This is a genomic window from Subtercola endophyticus (genome assembly GCF_021044565.1).
GTDB classification, from domain to species: Bacteria; Actinomycetota; Actinomycetes; order Actinomycetales; family Microbacteriaceae; genus Subtercola; species Subtercola endophyticus.
In genome coordinates this window covers 2883885-2900591 of sequence record NZ_CP087997.1, presented here as the reverse complement: position 1 = coordinate 2900591, position 16707 = coordinate 2883885, and the positions used below count along the sequence as shown (strand labels likewise).

General features: G+C 67.2%; 15 protein-coding genes, 2 tRNA genes and 1 pseudogene. 11 read left to right on the top strand and 7 right to left on the bottom strand.

The annotated features are described in order from the left end of the window. Positions 1 to 52: 52 nt before the first annotated feature. Complete coding sequence (locus LQ955_RS13370) at positions 53 to 865, top strand: inositol monophosphatase family protein (protein WP_231028145.1); 813 nt, start codon at positions 53 to 55, stop codon at positions 863 to 865. A 169-nt stretch (positions 866 to 1034) separates the two neighbouring features. Here the strand turns inward: LQ955_RS13370 and LQ955_RS13365 are convergent, their stop codons facing one another. Beyond that, positions 1035 to 2825, bottom strand: a complete 1791-nt coding sequence (locus LQ955_RS13365; RefSeq protein WP_231025003.1) for a glycoside hydrolase family 13 protein — start codon at positions 2823 to 2825, stop codon at positions 1035 to 1037. A 99-nt stretch (positions 2826 to 2924) separates the two neighbouring features. Here LQ955_RS13365 and LQ955_RS13360 point away from each other — a divergent pair. Next, a tRNA-Thr gene (locus tag LQ955_RS13360) sits at positions 2925 to 2996 on the top strand. 109 nt (positions 2997 to 3105) lie between these two features. Further along, positions 3106 to 3179 (top strand) — tRNA-Met (locus LQ955_RS13355). Between the two features lie 276 nt (positions 3180 to 3455). Here LQ955_RS13355 and LQ955_RS13350 read toward each other — a convergent pair. Further along, entirely contained in the window at positions 3456 to 3923 is a 468-nt protein-coding gene (locus LQ955_RS13350) for a MarR family winged helix-turn-helix transcriptional regulator (RefSeq protein WP_231025002.1), read from the bottom strand. Positions 3924 to 4031: 108 nt separating this feature from the next. Between LQ955_RS13350 and LQ955_RS13345 the strand changes: the two genes are divergently transcribed. Both LQ955_RS13345 and LQ955_RS13340 read left to right on the top strand, forming a co-directional pair. Next, positions 4032 to 4931, top strand: a complete 900-nt coding sequence (locus LQ955_RS13345) for an SDR family NAD(P)-dependent oxidoreductase (protein WP_231025001.1) — start codon at positions 4032 to 4034, stop codon at positions 4929 to 4931. 184 nt (positions 4932 to 5115) lie between these two features. Further along, positions 5116 to 6179, top strand: a pseudogene (locus tag LQ955_RS13340) (amino acid permease). Here LQ955_RS13340 and LQ955_RS13335 read toward each other — a convergent pair. Further along, on the bottom strand, positions 6157 to 6726 hold the full coding sequence (locus tag LQ955_RS13335; RefSeq protein WP_231025000.1) for a COG4315 family predicted lipoprotein: 570 nt from the start codon (positions 6724 to 6726) through the stop codon (positions 6157 to 6159). The pseudogene LQ955_RS13340 and the gene LQ955_RS13335 overlap by 23 nt on opposite strands. Positions 6727 to 6872: 146 nt before the next feature. On the opposite strand from LQ955_RS13335, the gene LQ955_RS13330 reads away from it, so the two are divergent. Next, positions 6873 to 7379 (top strand): sigma-70 family RNA polymerase sigma factor, encoded by a 507-nt coding sequence (locus LQ955_RS13330; RefSeq protein ID WP_231024999.1) that lies wholly within the window; start codon positions 6873 to 6875, stop codon positions 7377 to 7379. Next, positions 7376 to 8317, top strand: a complete 942-nt coding sequence (locus LQ955_RS13325; RefSeq protein WP_231024998.1) for an anti-sigma factor — start codon at positions 7376 to 7378, stop codon at positions 8315 to 8317. Before LQ955_RS13330 ends, LQ955_RS13325 begins: the two co-directional genes overlap by 4 nt. A gap of 33 nt (positions 8318 to 8350) precedes the next feature. On the opposite strand, the gene LQ955_RS13320 is transcribed toward LQ955_RS13325, so the two are convergent. The 4 genes from LQ955_RS13320 to LQ955_RS13305 all read right to left on the bottom strand — a co-directional run bounded on the left by LQ955_RS13320 (position 8351) and on the right by LQ955_RS13305 (position 13110). Next, entirely contained in the window at positions 8351 to 10249 is a 1899-nt protein-coding gene (locus LQ955_RS13320; RefSeq protein ID WP_231024997.1) for a potassium transporter Kup, read from the bottom strand. Between the two features lie 222 nt (positions 10250 to 10471). Further along, positions 10472 to 11026, bottom strand: a complete 555-nt coding sequence (locus LQ955_RS13315; RefSeq protein WP_231024996.1) for a hypothetical protein — start codon at positions 11024 to 11026, stop codon at positions 10472 to 10474. Between the two features lie 73 nt (positions 11027 to 11099). Next, on the bottom strand, positions 11100 to 11954 hold the full coding sequence (locus LQ955_RS13310; RefSeq protein ID WP_231024995.1) for a DUF4190 domain-containing protein: 855 nt from the start codon (positions 11952 to 11954) through the stop codon (positions 11100 to 11102). A 112-nt stretch (positions 11955 to 12066) separates the two neighbouring features. Continuing rightward, on the bottom strand, positions 12067 to 13110 hold the full coding sequence (locus LQ955_RS13305; RefSeq protein WP_231024994.1) for a serine hydrolase domain-containing protein: 1044 nt from the start codon (positions 13108 to 13110) through the stop codon (positions 12067 to 12069). A gap of 149 nt (positions 13111 to 13259) precedes the next feature. Here LQ955_RS13305 and LQ955_RS13300 point away from each other — a divergent pair, with 149 nt between their 5' ends. The 4 genes from LQ955_RS13300 (at position 13260) to LQ955_RS13285 (ending at position 16670) form a co-directional block, all read left to right on the top strand. Next, entirely contained in the window at positions 13260 to 14351 is a 1092-nt protein-coding gene (locus LQ955_RS13300) for a hypothetical protein (RefSeq protein ID WP_231024993.1), read from the top strand. Between the two features lie 44 nt (positions 14352 to 14395). Then, positions 14396 to 14842, top strand: a complete 447-nt coding sequence (locus LQ955_RS13295) for a MaoC family dehydratase N-terminal domain-containing protein (protein ID WP_231024992.1) — start codon at positions 14396 to 14398, stop codon at positions 14840 to 14842. Beyond that, complete coding sequence (locus LQ955_RS13290; RefSeq protein WP_231024991.1) at positions 14839 to 15270, top strand: MaoC/PaaZ C-terminal domain-containing protein; 432 nt, start codon at positions 14839 to 14841, stop codon at positions 15268 to 15270. The genes LQ955_RS13295 and LQ955_RS13290 overlap by 4 nt, the downstream gene beginning before the upstream one ends. Positions 15271 to 15350: 80 nt before the next feature. Then, positions 15351 to 16670, top strand: a complete 1320-nt coding sequence (locus LQ955_RS13285; RefSeq protein ID WP_231024990.1) for an FAD-binding protein — start codon at positions 15351 to 15353, stop codon at positions 16668 to 16670. The last annotated feature ends 37 nt before the right edge of the window (positions 16671 to 16707 follow it).

Here is a 16707-nt window from a genome sequence, read left to right as displayed (position 1 = left end):
ATCCGCCCGCCCGAGCGCGCCCGACCCGAGTACGCCCGACCCGAACCGCGAGCTGCTCGAGCTCGCCCGGCGTATCGCCGTCGAGGCCGCCGAGCTGGCCGCCCGGCGACGCGCGGCGGGCGTCGAAGTCGCAGCGAGCAAGTCGTCACCCGAAGACGTGGTGACGTTCGCCGACCGCGAGGTCGAGCTGTTCATCCGCAGCTCGCTGGCCGATGCGCGCCCCAACGACGGATTTTTCGGCGAAGAGTCCACCGATTCCGCTTCGGCCGGCACCTCGGGCCTCACCTGGGTGGTCGACCCCATCGACGGAACCGTGAACTACCTCTACGGAATCCCCGCCTACAACATCAGCATCGCCGTGGTCGAGGGCGACGCGAACCCGCAGACCTGGCGCGCGCTCGCCGGCTGCGTCGTGAATCCGGTTCTGGGCGAGGTGTTCACGGCGACGGATGCTCGTGGAGCCTTTCTCGGCCAGCAACAGCTGCACGTGAATCCGTTGCTCGACCTTTCGCAGGCCCTCGTCGGCACCGGGTTCTCTTATTCGTCTGACATTCGCGTGAAGCAGGGTCTCGTACTCGCAGGATTGATCGGCCAGGTGCGCGACATCCGCCGTATCGGCGCAGCCGCCCTCGACCTCTGCAACGTGGCGGCCGGGCGGCTCGACGCCTACTACGAGCGGGGCCTCAGCCCCTGGGATCACGCCGCCGGCGCCCTCATCGCCCGCGAGGCCGGAGCCCTCGTGAAGGGTTTCGGCGACCTGCGCGCCGACCGCCCCGTCACGCTGGCGGCGAACCCGCGCCTGCTCGCGATTCTCGAGCCCCTGCTCTTCGACCTCTTCACTTCCGCCGGCCTCGAAACGGACTAGCCCCGCGCGGCGCCCCCGTCCCGCCTCTCCGCGTGCCAGCTCACCGCTGTCGTTCGGCTTTCGCGCGGTGGTTCGGCGCTCGCGTGGTGGTTCGAACTACCGCGGATGCGCCAAAACACCGCGCCCGAGGCGTAAGCCGTCGCCGGCGTCAGGCGGGGAACGGCCGACGCTAGCGGGCGCGCAGCCAGACGGTGGTGTCGGTGGGCACGACGGCCTCGTCGACGGGGCCGCTGGCCAGCAGCAGCTCGCCGAATTCCTCGACGGGAATCTCGACGGGCATGGGGCCGGTGTTCGCGATGACGGTGATGTCGCCGTTGGTGAACGCGATCACCTCCGGGCCGAAGCCGAGGTGGTCGAGCCAGGTCAGCGTGCCGAAGCCGAGGTTGGACTCCGCACGCAGCGCCAGCGCCAGCTTGTACAGCTCGAGGGTCGAGCCGGAGACGCCGTCTTGCTGGTCGCGCGCGTAGGGATCCCAGTCGGCCGGCTGCGGCAGCCACGTCGCGGCGCTGGGGCCGAAGCCGTAGCTGGGAGCTCCGGCCTCCCAGGGGATGGGCACGCGGCATCCGTCGCGCCCGTAGCGCTCGCCCTTCGTGCGGAACCAGGTGGGGTCTTGGCGGGCCTCGTCGGGCAGGTCGATCGACTCGGGCAGGCCGAGCTCTTCACCCTGGTAGATGTACGCGCTGCCGGGCAGGGCGAGCATCACGGCAGTGGCCGCGCGGGCTCGGCGGAGGCCATCCACCGGATCCGGCAGGCCGGTCGACTTCGGGCCGATGCCGTCGCCCTGCAGATGCCCGGGGCCAAGCGAGAGGCGCGTGGCGTGCCGCACGACGTCGTGGTTCGAGAGCACCCAGGTGCTCGGGGCGCCGACGCTTGAGAAGGCGGCGATGGAGCCGTCGATCACCAGGCGAAGCTCGGGAGCCGACCACTTGGCTTCGAGGTAGGTGAAGTTGAAGGCCTGGTGCATCTCGTCGTCGCGTACCCAGCGGGCGAGCTTGTGCAGCGGTTCCACCCACGCCTCGGCGCAGAGCACGCGGTCGCCCTCGTACTCGCTCAGCACATTGTTCCAGTCGCGGTAGATCTCGTGCACGCCGTCTTGGGCCCAATAGGGCGGGGTCGGGGCATCCGCTGTCTCGGAGATGGCGTCGGCGATGCTCACGCCGCCGCCCATGCTGCCGGAGTCTGCCGGCGGGGTGTAGTCGGGCAAGCCCTCTTCTTTGACGAGCCCGTGGGCAACGTCGACGCGGAACCCGTCGGCGCCGCGGTCGAGCCAGAACCGCAGAATGTCGCGGAACTGCTCGCGCACCCACTCGTTCTGCCAGTTGAGGTCGGGCTGGCTCGAGTCGAACAGGTGCAGGTACCACTGACCCGGGGTGCCGTCGTCGTTGGTGAGGCGGGTCCACGCCGGGCCGCCGAAAACGGATTCCCAGTTGTTCGGGGGAGTGTCGCCGTTCGGGCCCGTGCCGTCGCGAAAGATGTACCGGTTGCGTTCGATGCTGCCTGGTTTCGCTGCTTTGGCCTGTTTGAACCACACGTGATCCCACGAGGTGTGGTTCGGCACGAGGTCGACGATGACCCGGATGCCCAGGGCGTGACTCTTGGCCAGCAAGAAGTCGAAGTCGGCCAACGTGCCGAACCGGGGATCGACGTCGCAGTAGTCGGCCACGTCGTATCCCGCGTCGTGCTGGGGCGACGTGAAGAACGGGCTGAGCCAGATCGCGTCGACGCCGAGCTGCTGCAGGGCATCCAGTCGGCTGGTGATGCCCGCAAGGTCGCCGAGGCCGTCGCCGTCGGAGTCGGCGAACGAACGCGGGTAGATCTGGTAGATGACGGCCGAGCGCCACCATTCGGTGCCCGCGGTCTCTGTCGCCACCCGGGTTTCGGCGTCGATTCCGGCGAACGTGAGGGTTTCAGCCAGCTGGCCTTGCTCGGCTGAGGGCTCGGGCGTGTACTCGGTAGTCATGCTAAAACCCTAATGCGCCCCCGCCGGTCTTTTCGGGCCCCGTCGGGATGCTATTCTCTTACGGTGCCAAAACGCGGCCGCTTGTCGGCGTGCGTGTGCGCCCCCTTAGCTCATTGGTAGAGCACTTCCTTGGTAAGGAAGAGGTAGTGGGTCCGATTCCCACAGGGGGCTCTGCGTTAGCTCCATCGGCCTTCGGCCGAGCAAAGCCGTTCAGGCTTTGAGGAGGCCTTCGGCCTCGGCGCGGCGCACGTCCCTTCTGCTCGTGAGAGTATGGAGGCATGGCGGGGTAGCTCAGTTGGTTAGAGCACACGGCTCATAATCGTGGGGTCGCGGGTTCAAGTCCCGCTCCCGCTACGAAGCCCTCGAGATCTCGCCGTCTCGGGGGCTTCTTTCGCGTCGCCCCGCCCCGTCCCCGCCCGCCCGCCCCTGCCCCCTGCGGGAGCCCCCTGCGCCCGTCTTGAGGCCATTAGAGCCGATTGAGGCCGTTATAACGGCCTCAATCGTGCCATATCGGGCTCACGAGCGCAGAAGCGCAGCACGAGACAGGTGGTGGCGGGCACCTCTGCGCGTCTGCATCACAATCGCAGGTGCGACGGCGAAGAAGGTCTGGCGGGCGAGTGAACGCTGGACTTACTCGGGTGTGGTGTTGAAGGTGTGAAGCAGATGCGTGAATACCTGCAATTCGTCGACCGACCAGTCTTTGGTTCGCGCGAAGAAGGCCGTTCCTCGAAGATCTGTTGCTTCGACGACGCGGGCGACGCCGGCAGTGGTCAGCGAGATCGTGACGGCGCGACGGTCGACCGGATCGGAGCTGCTCTCGACGAGCCCGAGAGTTTTCATGCGCCCGACCAGGCTGCTCGTGGAACTTCGATCCATCCCGACGGCCTCGGCTAGGGTGCTCGGACTGGCGGGGCCGTAGGCGTAGAGCCATCGGGCGAGGTGAAAGGCGGCTGGCCGAAGACCTGGATGGAATGCGGCGGCAGTTCGCTCGGTCAAGGCGCGCGCTGCGCTGAGCAAGGCGTTGATCTCGACCCCGAGCGCCAGTTCGGCCTGTCGACGCTGACGCACGTCGAACGCATCCTGATAACTAGTGGACATTTACCCATCATCTCTATATGGTTTGTAAATCCCCACTATATCGAAGCATGACGTTGCTCTTCCTTTCGTCACTGACTGATACCCATTTCGAAAGGGAAAGCACGCACTATGCCTATTTCCGAACGCGTCCCGACGATCGTGATCACCGGCGCCACGAGCGGCCTTGGCCGGATCGCCGCAACCGAACTCGCTCAACAGGGAGCGCACCTCGTGCTCACCGCCCGAAGTGCCGAGCGCGCAGAAGAGACCCGCGCCGAGATCCTGGCGGCCTCGCCCGGCAGCGAGATCGACGTCTTTCTGGTCGACTTCACACACACTGCCGACGTGCGCCGGGTGGGCCAAGAGATTGCCAGACACTATGACCAGATCGACGTTCTCATCAACAACGCCGGGGTGCACGCATTCGAACAGCGAATCACCGCAGACGGCTACCCGGAAATGATTGCCGTCAACTACCTCGCGCCGTGGCTGATCACTCGCGAACTGCTCCCGACTCTCACCAAGACACCGGGATCCCGGATCGTGAACGTCGGCTCCGAGGCATCCCGCAGGCACGGCGTTCTGAGCCTTCCCGGCGACCTCACCGACACCGCCGCGTTCACCGCGCGCGGCTCTTCACTGCTCTATGGGAAGAGCAAGCTGCTCGACATCATGTTCACCCTCGAGCTCGCCCGCAGAATCGAAGGCAGCGGCGTCACAGCGAATGTGCTCGACCCCGGGTTCAACGTGACCGGCCTCGGCCGCGAACTCGGGTTCGCCGCGCCGCTCGAGAGAATTCTGACACGCCTGCACATCGGTGATCCCCGCCGCGGCGCCGGACTGATCGTGAAGCTCGCCACCGATCCTTGCTTCGCCGGGCAGAACGGCGGCTACTACACCGTGAAGAAAACCGAACGCCTCATTCCGATCCACCCAGGAAACGACACCGCGTGGCAGGCCAGACTCTGGGCCGACACCGAGCATCTGCTCGACGAGGGCCGCGCTGCGGTCGACGAATCTCCGCGCTGAGACCTCCGCGCTGAGAACAGGTTCCGGTGGCGGAAGCCAGCGGTACCGAAACGAGGGGGGTTGCGCTACTCTCGGCAGCACATCGATGGCGGGGAGGGCCGAAATGACAAGCACAAAGGGCCAAGCTCCGGGCGCGCAGGATCCCGCGAGTCACGGCGCCGCGGGCCGCACCGCGCAGGGCGCCGTGGGCCGCACCGCGCAGCGCGCCGTCGACCCCACCGCCCAGAACCCCACGGCCTCCGGCGAGCCGGTCAAGCTCGAGCGCGGACTGTCGAACCGGCACATTCAGCTCATCGCCATCGGTGGCGCCATCGGCACGGGCCTTTTTCTCGGGTCGGGCATCGGCATCCACGCGGCGGGGCCGTCGATTCTGCTGGTCTACGCCATCGTCGGCTTCATGCTGTTCTTCGTGATGCGCCCTGCCCGGCTGGATTCCGATCGGCATCGCCATCGTCGTGGTTCTCGGGCTGAATCTCATCGCGGTGCGCGCTTTCGGCGAGGCCGAGTTCTGGTTCGCGCTCATCAAGGTCGTGACCATCCTTGCGCTGATCGTCGTGGGCATTTACCTCATCGCGACGAACTTCACCTCGCCGGCCGGAAACACGGCCTCAGTCAGTCATCTGTGGGATGAGGGCGGTTTCTTTCCGAATGGCGCCGAAGGCTTCTTCGGCGGCTTTCAGATAGCGATCTTCGCGTTCGTCGGTATCGAGCTGGTGGGTACCACGGCGGCCGAGGCGAAGGATCCGGAGAAGACGCTGCCGAAGGCCATCAATCAGGTTCCCGTGCGAATTCTGTTCTTCTACGTGGTCGCCCTCGGTGTCATCGTCTGCGTCACTCCGTGGAACCAGATCGCGCCCGACCAGAGCCCCTTCGTGGCGCTCTTCGTACTCATCGGGCTTTCGGCGGCGGCGGGCGTGATCAACTTTGTGGTGCTGACCTCGGCTGATCACCACCATCTCTTCGGTGCTGTTCATTTTCGTCTGGTCGATGATCTTGCTCTCGTACCTGGTGTACCGACGGCGCAGACCAGACCTGCACGCCGTCTCGCGGTACCGGATGCCCGGGGGGCGCGTGATGTGCATTGTGGTGCTCGCGTTCTTTGCGTTCATCCTGGTACTGCTCGGCGTGTATCCGGCCACCCAGGCTGCCCTCGCCTGCACCCCGATCTGGTTCGTGCTCCTCGCCCTCACCTACGTTCTGCGAGGGCGAGTAGCACGCCGCGGGCTCAACCGGCGGCCGGCGTCATGATCTCGGAGCCGTCGGCGCCGATCACGTGCCAGATGCCGCCGAAGCCCTGGCCCGAGGTCTGCCCGGGAGCGGTGTCTGCCGCGTAGGTGTAGATCGGCAGGCCGTTGATGGTGATCTGCAGCTTGCCGTCGACGCCGGTGATGGTGCCGACCGTTCCGGTGATGCCTTCGACGGTGGGCGCTGAGGAGTTCGTGGTGATCTCGGGCCAGGCGGTGGCGCAGCCGCCGGTGCAGGCGCTCGTGCTGGCACCCTTGGTGTCTTTGTCGAAGAAGTAGGCGGTCATGCCGGCGCCGTTCACGACGATGGTGCCGAGCGAGGTGCTCGCGGTCTGGGCGTCGACGGTTCCGGATGCACCGGCAGAAGTTGCACCGGACGCCGCAGCAGAGGCTCCCGCTGCGCCACCGTACGCCGGCGCGGCACTGGCAGCCGACGTCGTAGAGGCAGCGCCCGGCGCGGCGGCCGTCGAGGTGGATGAGCTCGAGCATCCGGCCAGTGCAACTAACGCGAAAGCACCAGCCGCGGCCGTGAGTATGAGCTTGTTCTTCATGATGTCTTCTTTCGAATGTGACTGCGATGGGCGGCTCAGAGTGGCCGTCACCCCCGAACGACGGCATAGCCTCGGCAAACGTTCACCACGAATCAGTACTGAACGAAAGTCGCGTCTGCCTCGTTGTTCACAAGTGGGAGGCGCAGATGCAGAACGATCAGGCCGAGCTTTTGCGGGCCGTTCACGACGCACACGGCGCCGCCCTGTTCCGCTACGTCTACCGCCTCACAGGTGACTACGGGCTGGCCCAAGATGTGGTGCAGGAGTCGTTGCTACGGGCGTGGAAGAAGCCGAGCATCCTGCAGCAGAGTGACGAATCGGCACGAGCGTGGTTGTTCACCGTGGCCCGCAATCTAGTGATCGACGATCGTCGCAGTGCGCGGCGGGCGCACGAATTCGCCACCGACACCGTGCCCGAGCGACCCGGCCCCGACCGTACCGGGCAGGTGCTCGATGCCTGGCTGCTGTCGGATGCCCTCTCGAACCTCTCGTACGAACACCGGTCGGCGATCGTCGGTGCGTACTACCTCGGTCAGTCGGTGGCCGAGATCGCCCGGGCCGAAGACGTGCCAGAGGGAACGATCAAGTCGCGCCTGCACTACGCCTTGCGCGCGCTCAAACTCGCCCTGCAAGAACGGGGGGTGACCGAGTGAACGAGAGTGCGAGTTTCAGCGACAGGTCGCGCGATCTTCGCGACTGGGATGCGGCGTACGTGCTGGGCGCACTCAGCGCCGATGACCGCCGCGTCTACGAGCGGCTGCTGGCCGTCGACGCGGCGCGCGCCGCAGAGGTGGCCGAGCTCGCCGGGCTGCCGGGCATTCTGAGCATGCTGTCGGCCGAGGAGGCCGTCGCGTTGCTGGCAGAGCCTGGGCGTGCCGTGCCGGCCGACCAGGCGTTGGAGTCGGACGACGCTGTGCTTGCAGCGGCGCTGGCGCCGGCAGCGGCCCCGACTCCGGCGCTGACTTCGGCTCCGGCGCTGACTCCGGCTCCGGCGCTGACTCCGGCTCCGGTTCCGGCGAGTTCGGCCTCTGTGCAGTCGCTGGCCCATCGAGCAGCTCGGCGTCGCCAACGCGGGCGGTGGATGCTCGTGGGGCTCTCCTCGGCGGCCGCCGTTGCTCTTGTCGTGGGCGGCCTCGTGATCGGCGGGGTGACGGGCGCGGTGCGGGGTCCGTCTGTGCCGGTAGCATCCTCCGCGCCGCTGGCCGCACCCACCCCGGCCGCCCCTGCCACCCCGGCTGCGCCCGCGACGGGCGAACCCCAGGTCACGAATCCCGTGTCGATGACCCCCGTGGTCGCCGGCGTCATGACGGCAGACCTGCAGGTCACCCCGAAGGGCTGGGGTACCCGATTCGACTGGACCTGCCACTACTCCGACGCGGGGTGGGCGACCGAGAACGGTGGTTCGGGCGATTACGAGCTGGTCGTCACCGACGACTCCGGCGCCGAGACGACGGTCGCCTCGTGGAGTGCCACGTCGTCAACCGCCGCCGGTGGTCTGTCGGCGTCGACGAGTGTGCCGACCGCGAGCATCCGTTCGGTCGATATTCGGCTGGCGGGAACCGCGACCCCGCTGGTGCGTACGACGTTCTGAGGCGGCACGAAGCGCGCGAACGTCGCGAACGGCTCAGATGTCGATGTCGCTGCCCATCGTGACGGTGCGGCTGGCGGGCAGCGCGAAACGCGCCGCCGGGTTCGCCGCGTTCTGCGCGAGAGCTGCGAAGAGACTCTTGCGCCACGGCACCATGCCCGGGGCGCGTGTCGTACGGATCGCCCCGCGCGACACGAAGTACGACGCCGCGTCGACCTGCTTGGCCGACAGGTCGAGAACGTCGAGCATGCAGGCCCTGCGCAGGGCGCGGGGGATGTTCGGGGAGTCCGAGAAGCCGAAGCGAATCTTGAGGTGGTCGATGTCGTCGTCGGAGTAACCGAGGTCGTTGTACTCGAACGCGTCTTTCGGGTCGACATGCGGAATGTTCTCGATCACGACGCTGACGATGATGACGCGCTTGTGCAGAACTTTGTTGCGTTCGACGTTCGCGCGCAACGCGAGCGGGGTCGAGTCTCTATTCGGATGCAGAAAGATCGCGATACCCGGCACGCGAACGATGTTCTTCTCGCGCACCTTGTCCACGAATTCCGAGAGCGATCCTTCTTTCTTGATGCGCCCGGCGATGACGAGTTGTCTGCCGCGACGCCAAGTGGTCATCACCACGATCACGGCGAAGGCGACGAGCAGCGGTACCCAGCCGCCGTGCAGGATCTTCGACAGGTTGGCACTCAGGAAGGTCGCTTCGAGCCCTCCGAAGACCAGGGCGGCGGCGCCGATCTTGAGCGGACCCCAGCCCCAGAGGCGCGGGGCCACCAACAGCAGCAGCACCGTGTCGACGAGCAGGGCACCGGTGACGGAAACGCCGTACGCGGTTGCGAGGGCCGCCGACGATCGGAACACCAGCATGACGGCCATCACACCGATGAACAGCAGAGCATTGACCGCGGGCAGGTAGACCTGGCCGCCCTCTTTCTCTGACGTGTGTTTGACGGTGAGCGGCGGCAGCAGTCCGAGCTGAATGGCCTGCCGGGTCAGCGAGAAGGCCCCGGAGATGACGGCCTGACTCGCGATCACAGTGGCGGCGGTGGCGAGAACGACCATCGGCAGGCGCGCCCAGTCGGGAAACAGCAAGAAGAACGGATTCGCGCGCGAGGCCGGATCCTGAAGAATCAACGCAGCTTGGCCGAGGTAGTTGAGCACGAGAGCGGGGAAGACGACGACGAACCACGCCCGGCGAATCGGCGGCCGGCCGAAGTGGCCCATGTCGGCGTAGAGCGCCTCTGCGCCGGTGATGACCAGCACGACCGCACCCATCGCCACGAAGGCGATGAGGGGATGAGCGACGATGAACACGACCGCATACGACGGGGACAGCCCCACCAGCACGCTCGGATGCTGCACCACCATCGCGAGGCCGGCCAGACCGATGACGACGAACCACAGCACCATCACCGGGCCGAACAGCTTGCCCACCTTGCCGGTGCCGAACCGTTGAAAGGCGAAAAGGCCGGTGAGAATGACCGCGGCGATCGGAACGATCAGGTTGGCGATGCCTGGCACGGCGACCTGTAGGCCCTCGACGGCAGACAGCACACTGATCGCGGGGGTGATCAGCGAGTCGCCGTAGAACAGTGAGACCCCGACGATGCCGATGATGAGCAGGAGCCCTGCCTTGCCGGCGTTCTTCGCGTAGAGGCGCTGTGCCAGCGCCGCGAGGGCCATCACTCCGCCTTCGCCGTCGTTGTCGGCGCGCATCAAGATCGACACGTATTTGATCGATACCACGATGGTCATGGCCCAGAACATGAGCGAGATCACGCCGTAGACGTCGTCGGGCGTGGCCTTCACTGCCCCGCCGTCGATGCTGAAAACGGTCTGCAGAGAATACAGCGGGCTGGTTCCGATATCACCGAACACCACACCCAGCGCCGCGATCGCGAGCCCGCTGGCTCCGACCTTCACCGGCTGCGTCATGGTTTTCACCAAAAGACTCCGACCATCATCACAACGTCAACCCCCGCACGCTCTCGGTGCGGGACTCACGTGACTCTACCCGCCTCGAGGGGCTCCCCTCCCCGCGCCCCGTCGCTCTCAGTCGATTTCGAGCTTGGCTCTGCAGGTGAGCACGACCGCGCAGCCCGCCTGACGAGTTCGTCGACGTCGCCTCCGTCATACCTGCCAGTTCGAGGGGCCGAGCTAGAGGGTGTGGGCGAGGTACTCGAGCACGATGGCCGCGATGCCGACGGCGGTGAGGATGCCCGCCAGCAGAAGGCGCCGCCACCAGGTGAGCCCGGCCCGCCGCAGGGCGCCGAGCGCGATCACACCCAGCGAGATGGCGAGCACGATCTGGCCGGCGCGGAGGGCGGCGTCGACGTGGATGATCTCCAGCGCGGCCAGGCCGAACAAGATCATCGGCACCGCGATGGCGGCCAGTGCACTGACGCTGGTGGCGATCATGTGCCCGAGTTCATGCCGCGACGGCAGCTTCGAGTGCACGGCGGTGTGCGAGATGATGTCCGCGACCAGGCCGGCCAGCAGCACCCCGCACGTGGTCACCAGAAGCACGAGCGCGGCTGCGCCGGGCGATTCTGTCTCTTGGGCGAGCGCGATCAGCACCGCCAGCGCGGTGAAGGTCACGTAGACCCGCTCTTTGAGCTGACTCGCTCGCTCGTCGGGAGTTACGTCGTCACGCTGCCCGGGTCGCTCGCGCGACTCGGGATCCGACTGCTGGATGCCCTCGGCTGATGTCATAGCGACACCATTGTATTCGGCTCAGGTGTATTCGGCTCGGGCACGGCCCACCGCGACCGCAGGCGTTGCGGTTCTACGGGCAGAGCGTACCGATCGCCGAGAACGAGGTCTGCACGGCCGACGAGTCGGCCACAATGGCGCCGGTACCGACGCTCGGATCGGCCTGGAACGCCTGAATGTCGGTGATCAGCTGCTGCAAGTCGGTGTTCGCCTGGGTCGCCGCTTCGAGCACATCGGGGTTGCTGATGTCGCCCTCGGCCGTCGTGAAGTCGTCGGAGAGGTTCTGCAGCGCGGTCATTGCAGCCGCGGGGTCGCTCTGCAACTCCGCGAAGTTGTCGCTGAGGGCTGAAGCCGAATCGGAGACGTCGCCGTTGAGAATCGTGCAGGCCTCACTGCTGGTCTGGATTCCGCCGCCGCTGCTGTCGGTCTCGGAGGGCTGGGGAAACGCGCTCGCCGAGTTCAGCAAGTCGTTCAGCGCCTTCTCGTTCGCCGCAGTTGTCGCCCCCGCCGCGATGATCAGCACAATGACGAGAATGGTCACGATAATTCCGGCGACGATGCTCACGTAACCGAGAATCAGGCCGCCGATGGCCATTCCGCGGCCCTTGCCGCCCGTTTTCTTGATCTGGCTGAGGGCGATGTGACCGGTGATGACGGCGCCGATGGCCAAGAAGAACCCGGTGAAGTACGAGACGATGCCGAGCACCAACGAGACGATCGCGAGCACGTTCGTCTTTTCGGTCACCGGAGGCTGACCCGGGTAGGCGCCGTAGGGCGCCGTCTGGCCGTACGGGTCTGTCGGCTGGCCGTACGGGGCCGGTGCCGGTGTCGGCGGCTGGCCGTAGGGCGCCGCAGGCTCACCTGCCGGCACCTGAGGCTGCTGGTAGGGGTCGACCGGACCGCCGGGGGGAGGGGTGTCGTTGCTCATGATGAACTCCTTGAGGCACGTGGCCAGCTCGACGGTTGGGCTGTGTGAACTATCGCTGTTGTAACTCTGGCACGTTCGGCGAATTTCAGTCGACTCTTGCGCGCATCGCCTGTCACGCCCTAAGAGGCGCGACGAGCCCGCCGGCGAAGGCGTTCTGCAGTTCATCCACTCTCACGCCGAGGTCGGGCAGGTCGAGCCGGTTCGTCAGCAGCACGAAACACGCGTCGTACTCGGGGTAGACCCAGAACTGGCAGCCCGACCATCCGCCGTGCCCGAACAGGTTGTGCTCGAGGAGCGCGGGCGAGTGCGGAAGGTTGAAAGACAGGCCCCAGTCCTGGTCGCGGGCATCGTTCAGCTTCGAGTTCAGGCGCGGCAGCCCGGCGGTGCGGTTCACCCTCATCGCTGCGAGGGTCGCCGGATGCACGACCTCTGCCGTGGCAGGGGCCGTACCCGCGGCGGCGGTGCTTCGAAGCAGTGCGCTTCCCAGCGCCAGCAGATCGGTCGCCGTGGCATAGGCCCCGGCAGCAGGATGCCGAACACGGGCCATCGCCGCGACGTCGAGCCCGACCTCCTCGGAGCCGTGAACGCGGTGGGCATCGCGGCCCTCGCCCGTGTCGAGGGCGAGCGTCGAGACCCCGTCGAGCTCGGTGAACGCCGCGACGTGGTCGGCCAGCGAGATGCCGGTGGCCGCCTCGAGCAGTAACTCGATTCCGACGAATGCGATGTTGCAGTACTGCGTCATGGTTCCGGGCGGAAAGACGAGCGAGGCGTTCTGCAGAAGGGCGCGCGGATCGGCGGCGTCGAGCGCCGGATCGAACAACCCACTGCGGTGGCTGAGCAGCTGCTCGAGCGTGACCTGGCCGGCGAGCGTTCCGGCCAACGTGGGCACCGCCTCGGCGAGCTGGGCGCTCAGGCTGAGCTGGCCGCGTTCGACGGCGCGCATGGCGGCAAGCCCGACGAGCGGTTTTGTCACGGAGAACAGGGCGAAGTGATCGTCGACGGCGGCTCGGCGCCCGTCGTCGGTGCCGAAGGCGGCGATCTCTTGTACGCCGCTCGAGGTGGCAGCCCCGAACACACCGATCGGCATCGGGCCGTGCTCGACGGTTCGCCGCACCCAGTCGAGGGCGTAGTTGTAGTTCGCGTGCGAGGTCGTCATGCTCTCCATTCTGGCCGACCGGGTGCGGCGCACGGCGACGGAATCGCGTCGTTGTTCGCCGAAATTCAGCCAGATACCAGTGTCACTACGGGTCGGGCTCCGAATAGCGAGGGTGCACTTTATGTATAAACCTGCGGGAGGATTGAGGTATGTCGATGACGCCGCCCGAGGTTCCCGCCAGCGCGGGCGCGAGCGTGCCTGCGCCGGTCGTGACGGGTGACGAAGCCACGGGCATCCTGCAGCTGATGCAGCATGACTCCGACGTCGACGCGGCGCTGCGTCTGGTGTATGCCGGTCGGCACGACGTTGCCGACGCGCTCTGGTGGCGCGGGCATTCTCTCGCTGACTCGCCGAGCGGAGTTCTCGACCCGGCGGCCGAGCGGGCCGTTCTGCAGGCTGAGGTGTTCTCGCGCTCCGGGTCGGACGTCAGTCAGGCCGCGTTGCTTGAACTCGAGCAGCAGCTGTCAGACGACGCCGCGGCGTTAGATCGAGCTGTTCAGGATGCCCGACCGCAGATCGACGCGGCATCGGCACGCGCGGCGAGACGCGAAGCGGAGGCGCACCGCGCAGTGGAGGCTGGCGCTCGGCCCTCGGCGCAGGCTTCTCAGATCGCCGCCGCCGACGATGATCTCCCGCTCGACGACCCCGACGGTGACGAGGATGCAGCCCGCGGCACGGTCGCTCGCTGGCGCCGTCGCTCGCAGGTCTGGATGTGGACCGCCATCGCCTGCGGAGTGCTGCTGCTGGCCGGCGTCGGCCTCGTCGTCGCGCAACAGCTCGCGCCCCAGGGCAGTGCCGGATTCGCGTTGCTGCCCGGAGCGGCCGGAACGGGCATCCCGACCCCGTCGCAGACGATCGCGGGTGCGACTCGTGGCCTCACCATCTTCAGTGACCCGAGTCTCGCGCCGTCGATTCCGCCGGCGAACATCGACCCCTATTACCAACCGGATTCGCTGCGGCTGCTCGGTGTGGCGAACTCGTTTCTCACGGTCTACGCGGTCGAGAACCGCATCAACCAGCCGTGCCTGCTGGCCGTCTATACCGATGGAACCCAGAGTGCGACGTGCGTGACCACCGAGGAGTTCACCTCGATGGGTATCGAGCTGCGCATCACCAGCCTGCAGCTGAACGACGGCAGCGCCTCGTTTCCCGATCGCTCGGTGTCGCAAGACGTGGTGTTCTGGAACCCCGACGGCTCGTACGGCGTGAGTTCTTCGGCCCGCACGGCCCCCGCCGGCTAAGGCTCTGTGGCCGCGAGAGATGCGGCGCCTCGTACACTTGGGGGGTGCCAATCAACCCAGAACTTCAGGGGCGCGTGTACGCGAAGACCCCCAGCTACCTCGTCGGGCGGGAGAAGATCCGCGAGTTCTCGCGCGCCGTCTTCTCGACCAGCCCGCTGAACTTCGACGTCGAGGCCGCTCGCGCGGCCGGGTACGCAGACGTGGTGGCGCCCCCGACATTTGCGATAGTGCTGCAGCAGTTCACCCTGCAGCAGCTGCTCGACGACGACGATGCCGGAATCGAGCTGTCGCACGTGGTGCACGGCCAGCAGCAGTTCACCTCGGCGCGGCCTATCGTCGCGGGCGACGAGCTCACGGCGGTGCAGACCATCGCGAGCGTGAAGTCGCTCGGCGGTAATTCCATGATCACGTCGGAGTCGGTCATCGAAGACGCGGCAGGCGAGCACGTCGCCACCACCACATCTACGCTCGTCGTGCGGGGTGACTCATGACGCTCACGAAGCAGGCACTCCGGGCGCTCAGCGTCGGCGACGTGGTGGCGCAACGCGAGTTCGCTTTCACGAGGGATTCGCTCGTGCGATACGCCGGGGCATCCGGAGACTTCAACACCATTCACTATCGTGACGACATCGCGCTGTCGGTGGGGCTCGACGGCGTGCTCGCGCACGGAATGCTCACCATGGGCGCAGCCGTGCAGCCCGTCGTCGATTGGCTCGGCGACCCGGCCCTGATCGACGACTACCAGGTGCGGTTCACGCGGCCCGTCTACGTTCCGGCAGACGGCGAGGCGGTGGTCAGCGTGATCGCCAAGATCGGACAGGTCGACGCCGAAGCAGGCGCCGCGCGCATCGACCTCGTGGTGACCGCCGCCGAAACAACCGTGCTCGGCAAGGCGCAAGTGCGCGTGCACGCGGCCTGAGGGGCCTTTGTGGCGGCACGGCGGCAGGGCAGCAGAGAGTGGTGGCAGAGACTGGCAGCGAGCGGGCAGAGAGGCAGAGCATGATCGAACATTGGGGCTCGGCGCCTCTCGCGCCGCTGACCACCCTGCTCGTCGGCGGTACGGCAGAGCGGATGATCAGGGTTACCGATTCGAGCGAGCTGGTCGAAGCGTGCCTCACGGTCTGGGCCGACGGCGAGCCGTGGTTCGTACTGGGCGGCGGATCGAACGTGGTCATCTCCGACGAAGGCTTCGACGGCACCGTCATCGTGCTCGCGACACGCGGAATCGAGCGGCTCGAGAGCGGCCCCGCAGATGCGCCCGGCACCGTGCGGCTTCGGGTGCAGGCCGGCGAGCCCTGGGACTCGGTGGTCGCCTACGCCGTCGCCGAAGGGCTGGGCGGAATTGAAGCACTGTCGGGCATCCCCGGCTCGACCGGCGCGGCGCCGGTGCAGAACATCGGTGCGTACGGGCAAGAGCTGTCGTCGGTGCTCGTCGGGGTGGAATTTCTCGACTACGAGACCGGCGAGGTGCAGTGGCTCGCCGCGCGCGATCTCGGTTTCGGGTACCGCACGTCGGTCTTCAAGCGGGGCAAGGCGGGCGTAGTGCTGTCGCTCGACCTGCGGCTGCGGGCCGGCGCGCGTGGCGATGGTGCCGACGGAGCTGTCGGTGCTGTCGGTGCTGTCGGTGTTGTCGGTGCCGGCGGTGCCGTTGGAGAGGCTGCGGGCGCTCTCAGCGGGCCCGTGGAGTACGACCAGCTCGCCCGGGCGCTCGGCGTCGAACTCGGCGACAGCGTCGAACTGGCGCAGGTCCGTGCTGCGGTGCTGGGGCTGCGGGCCTCCAAAGGCATGGTGCTCGACCCCGACGATCCCGACTCGGTCAGTGCCGGGTCGTTCTTCACCAACCCCATCGTGAGCGAGTCGTTCGCGCGTACGCTGCCTCGGGATGCCCCGCAGTGGCTCACCGCACCCGAAGAGCCTGCCGCGATCATCCCGCTGGGCGGCCCGGGCGGGTACGGCCTGGGCCCCCCGGGCGCGCACGGCGCGGGGCGATTCGGCGATGCCGACGACGGATTCGGCGAGTCGCCCGTGCCGCTGGTGCCAGACGTGCCGGTGGCTCCGCCCGAGGGCGGCTACACCGTCAAACTCAGCGCGGCGTGGCTCATCGAGCAGGCGGGCATTCGTAAGGGATTTGCCCTGCCCGGCTCAGCGGCCGCCATCTCGTCGAAGCACACCCTGGCCATCGTCAACCGCGGCGGAGCGACCGCCGAGCAGATCGCCGAACTGGCGCGCTTCGTGCAGTGGCGTGTGCAGGCCGAGTTCGGCGTGAACCTCTCACCCGAGCCCGTCTTCGTAGGATTCGGCGCCGTCGACGGCGAGTAAGTGCCCGGGTCGAGTGAGCGGCAGGGAGAACGGTCGG

Excerpts from the sequence above, each read along its gene's own strand:
- LQ955_RS13290 (WP_231024991.1), top strand. The coding sequence starts at position 14,839 with ATGACGCTCACGAAGCAGGCACTCCGGGCGCTCAGCGTCGGCGACGTG.
- LQ955_RS13305 (WP_231024994.1), bottom strand. The coding sequence starts at position 13,110 with ATGACGACCTCGCACGCGAACTACAACTACGCCCTCGACTGGGTGCGG.
- LQ955_RS13335 (WP_231025000.1), bottom strand. The coding sequence starts at position 6,726 with ATGAAGAACAAGCTCATACTCACGGCCGCGGCTGGTGCTTTCGCGTTA.
- LQ955_RS13350 (WP_231025002.1), bottom strand. The coding sequence starts at position 3,923 with ATGTCCACTAGTTATCAGGATGCGTTCGACGTGCGTCAGCGTCGACAG.
- LQ955_RS13345 (WP_231025001.1), top strand. The coding sequence starts at position 4,032 with ATGCCTATTTCCGAACGCGTCCCGACGATCGTGATCACCGGCGCCACG.
- LQ955_RS13365 (WP_231025003.1), bottom strand. The coding sequence starts at position 2,825 with ATGACTACCGAGTACACGCCCGAGCCCTCAGCCGAGCAAGGCCAGCTG.
- LQ955_RS13330 (WP_231024999.1), top strand. The coding sequence starts at position 6,873 with ATGCAGAACGATCAGGCCGAGCTTTTGCGGGCCGTTCACGACGCACAC.
- LQ955_RS13310 (WP_231024995.1), bottom strand. The coding sequence starts at position 11,954 with ATGAGCAACGACACCCCTCCCCCCGGCGGTCCGGTCGACCCCTACCAG.
- LQ955_RS13300 (WP_231024993.1), top strand. The coding sequence starts at position 13,260 with ATGTCGATGACGCCGCCCGAGGTTCCCGCCAGCGCGGGCGCGAGCGTG.
- LQ955_RS13320 (WP_231024997.1), bottom strand. The coding sequence starts at position 10,249 with ATGACGCAGCCGGTGAAGGTCGGAGCCAGCGGGCTCGCGATCGCGGCG.
- LQ955_RS13285 (WP_231024990.1), top strand. The coding sequence starts at position 15,351 with ATGATCGAACATTGGGGCTCGGCGCCTCTCGCGCCGCTGACCACCCTG.
- LQ955_RS13315 (WP_231024996.1), bottom strand. The coding sequence starts at position 11,026 with ATGACATCAGCCGAGGGCATCCAGCAGTCGGATCCCGAGTCGCGCGAG.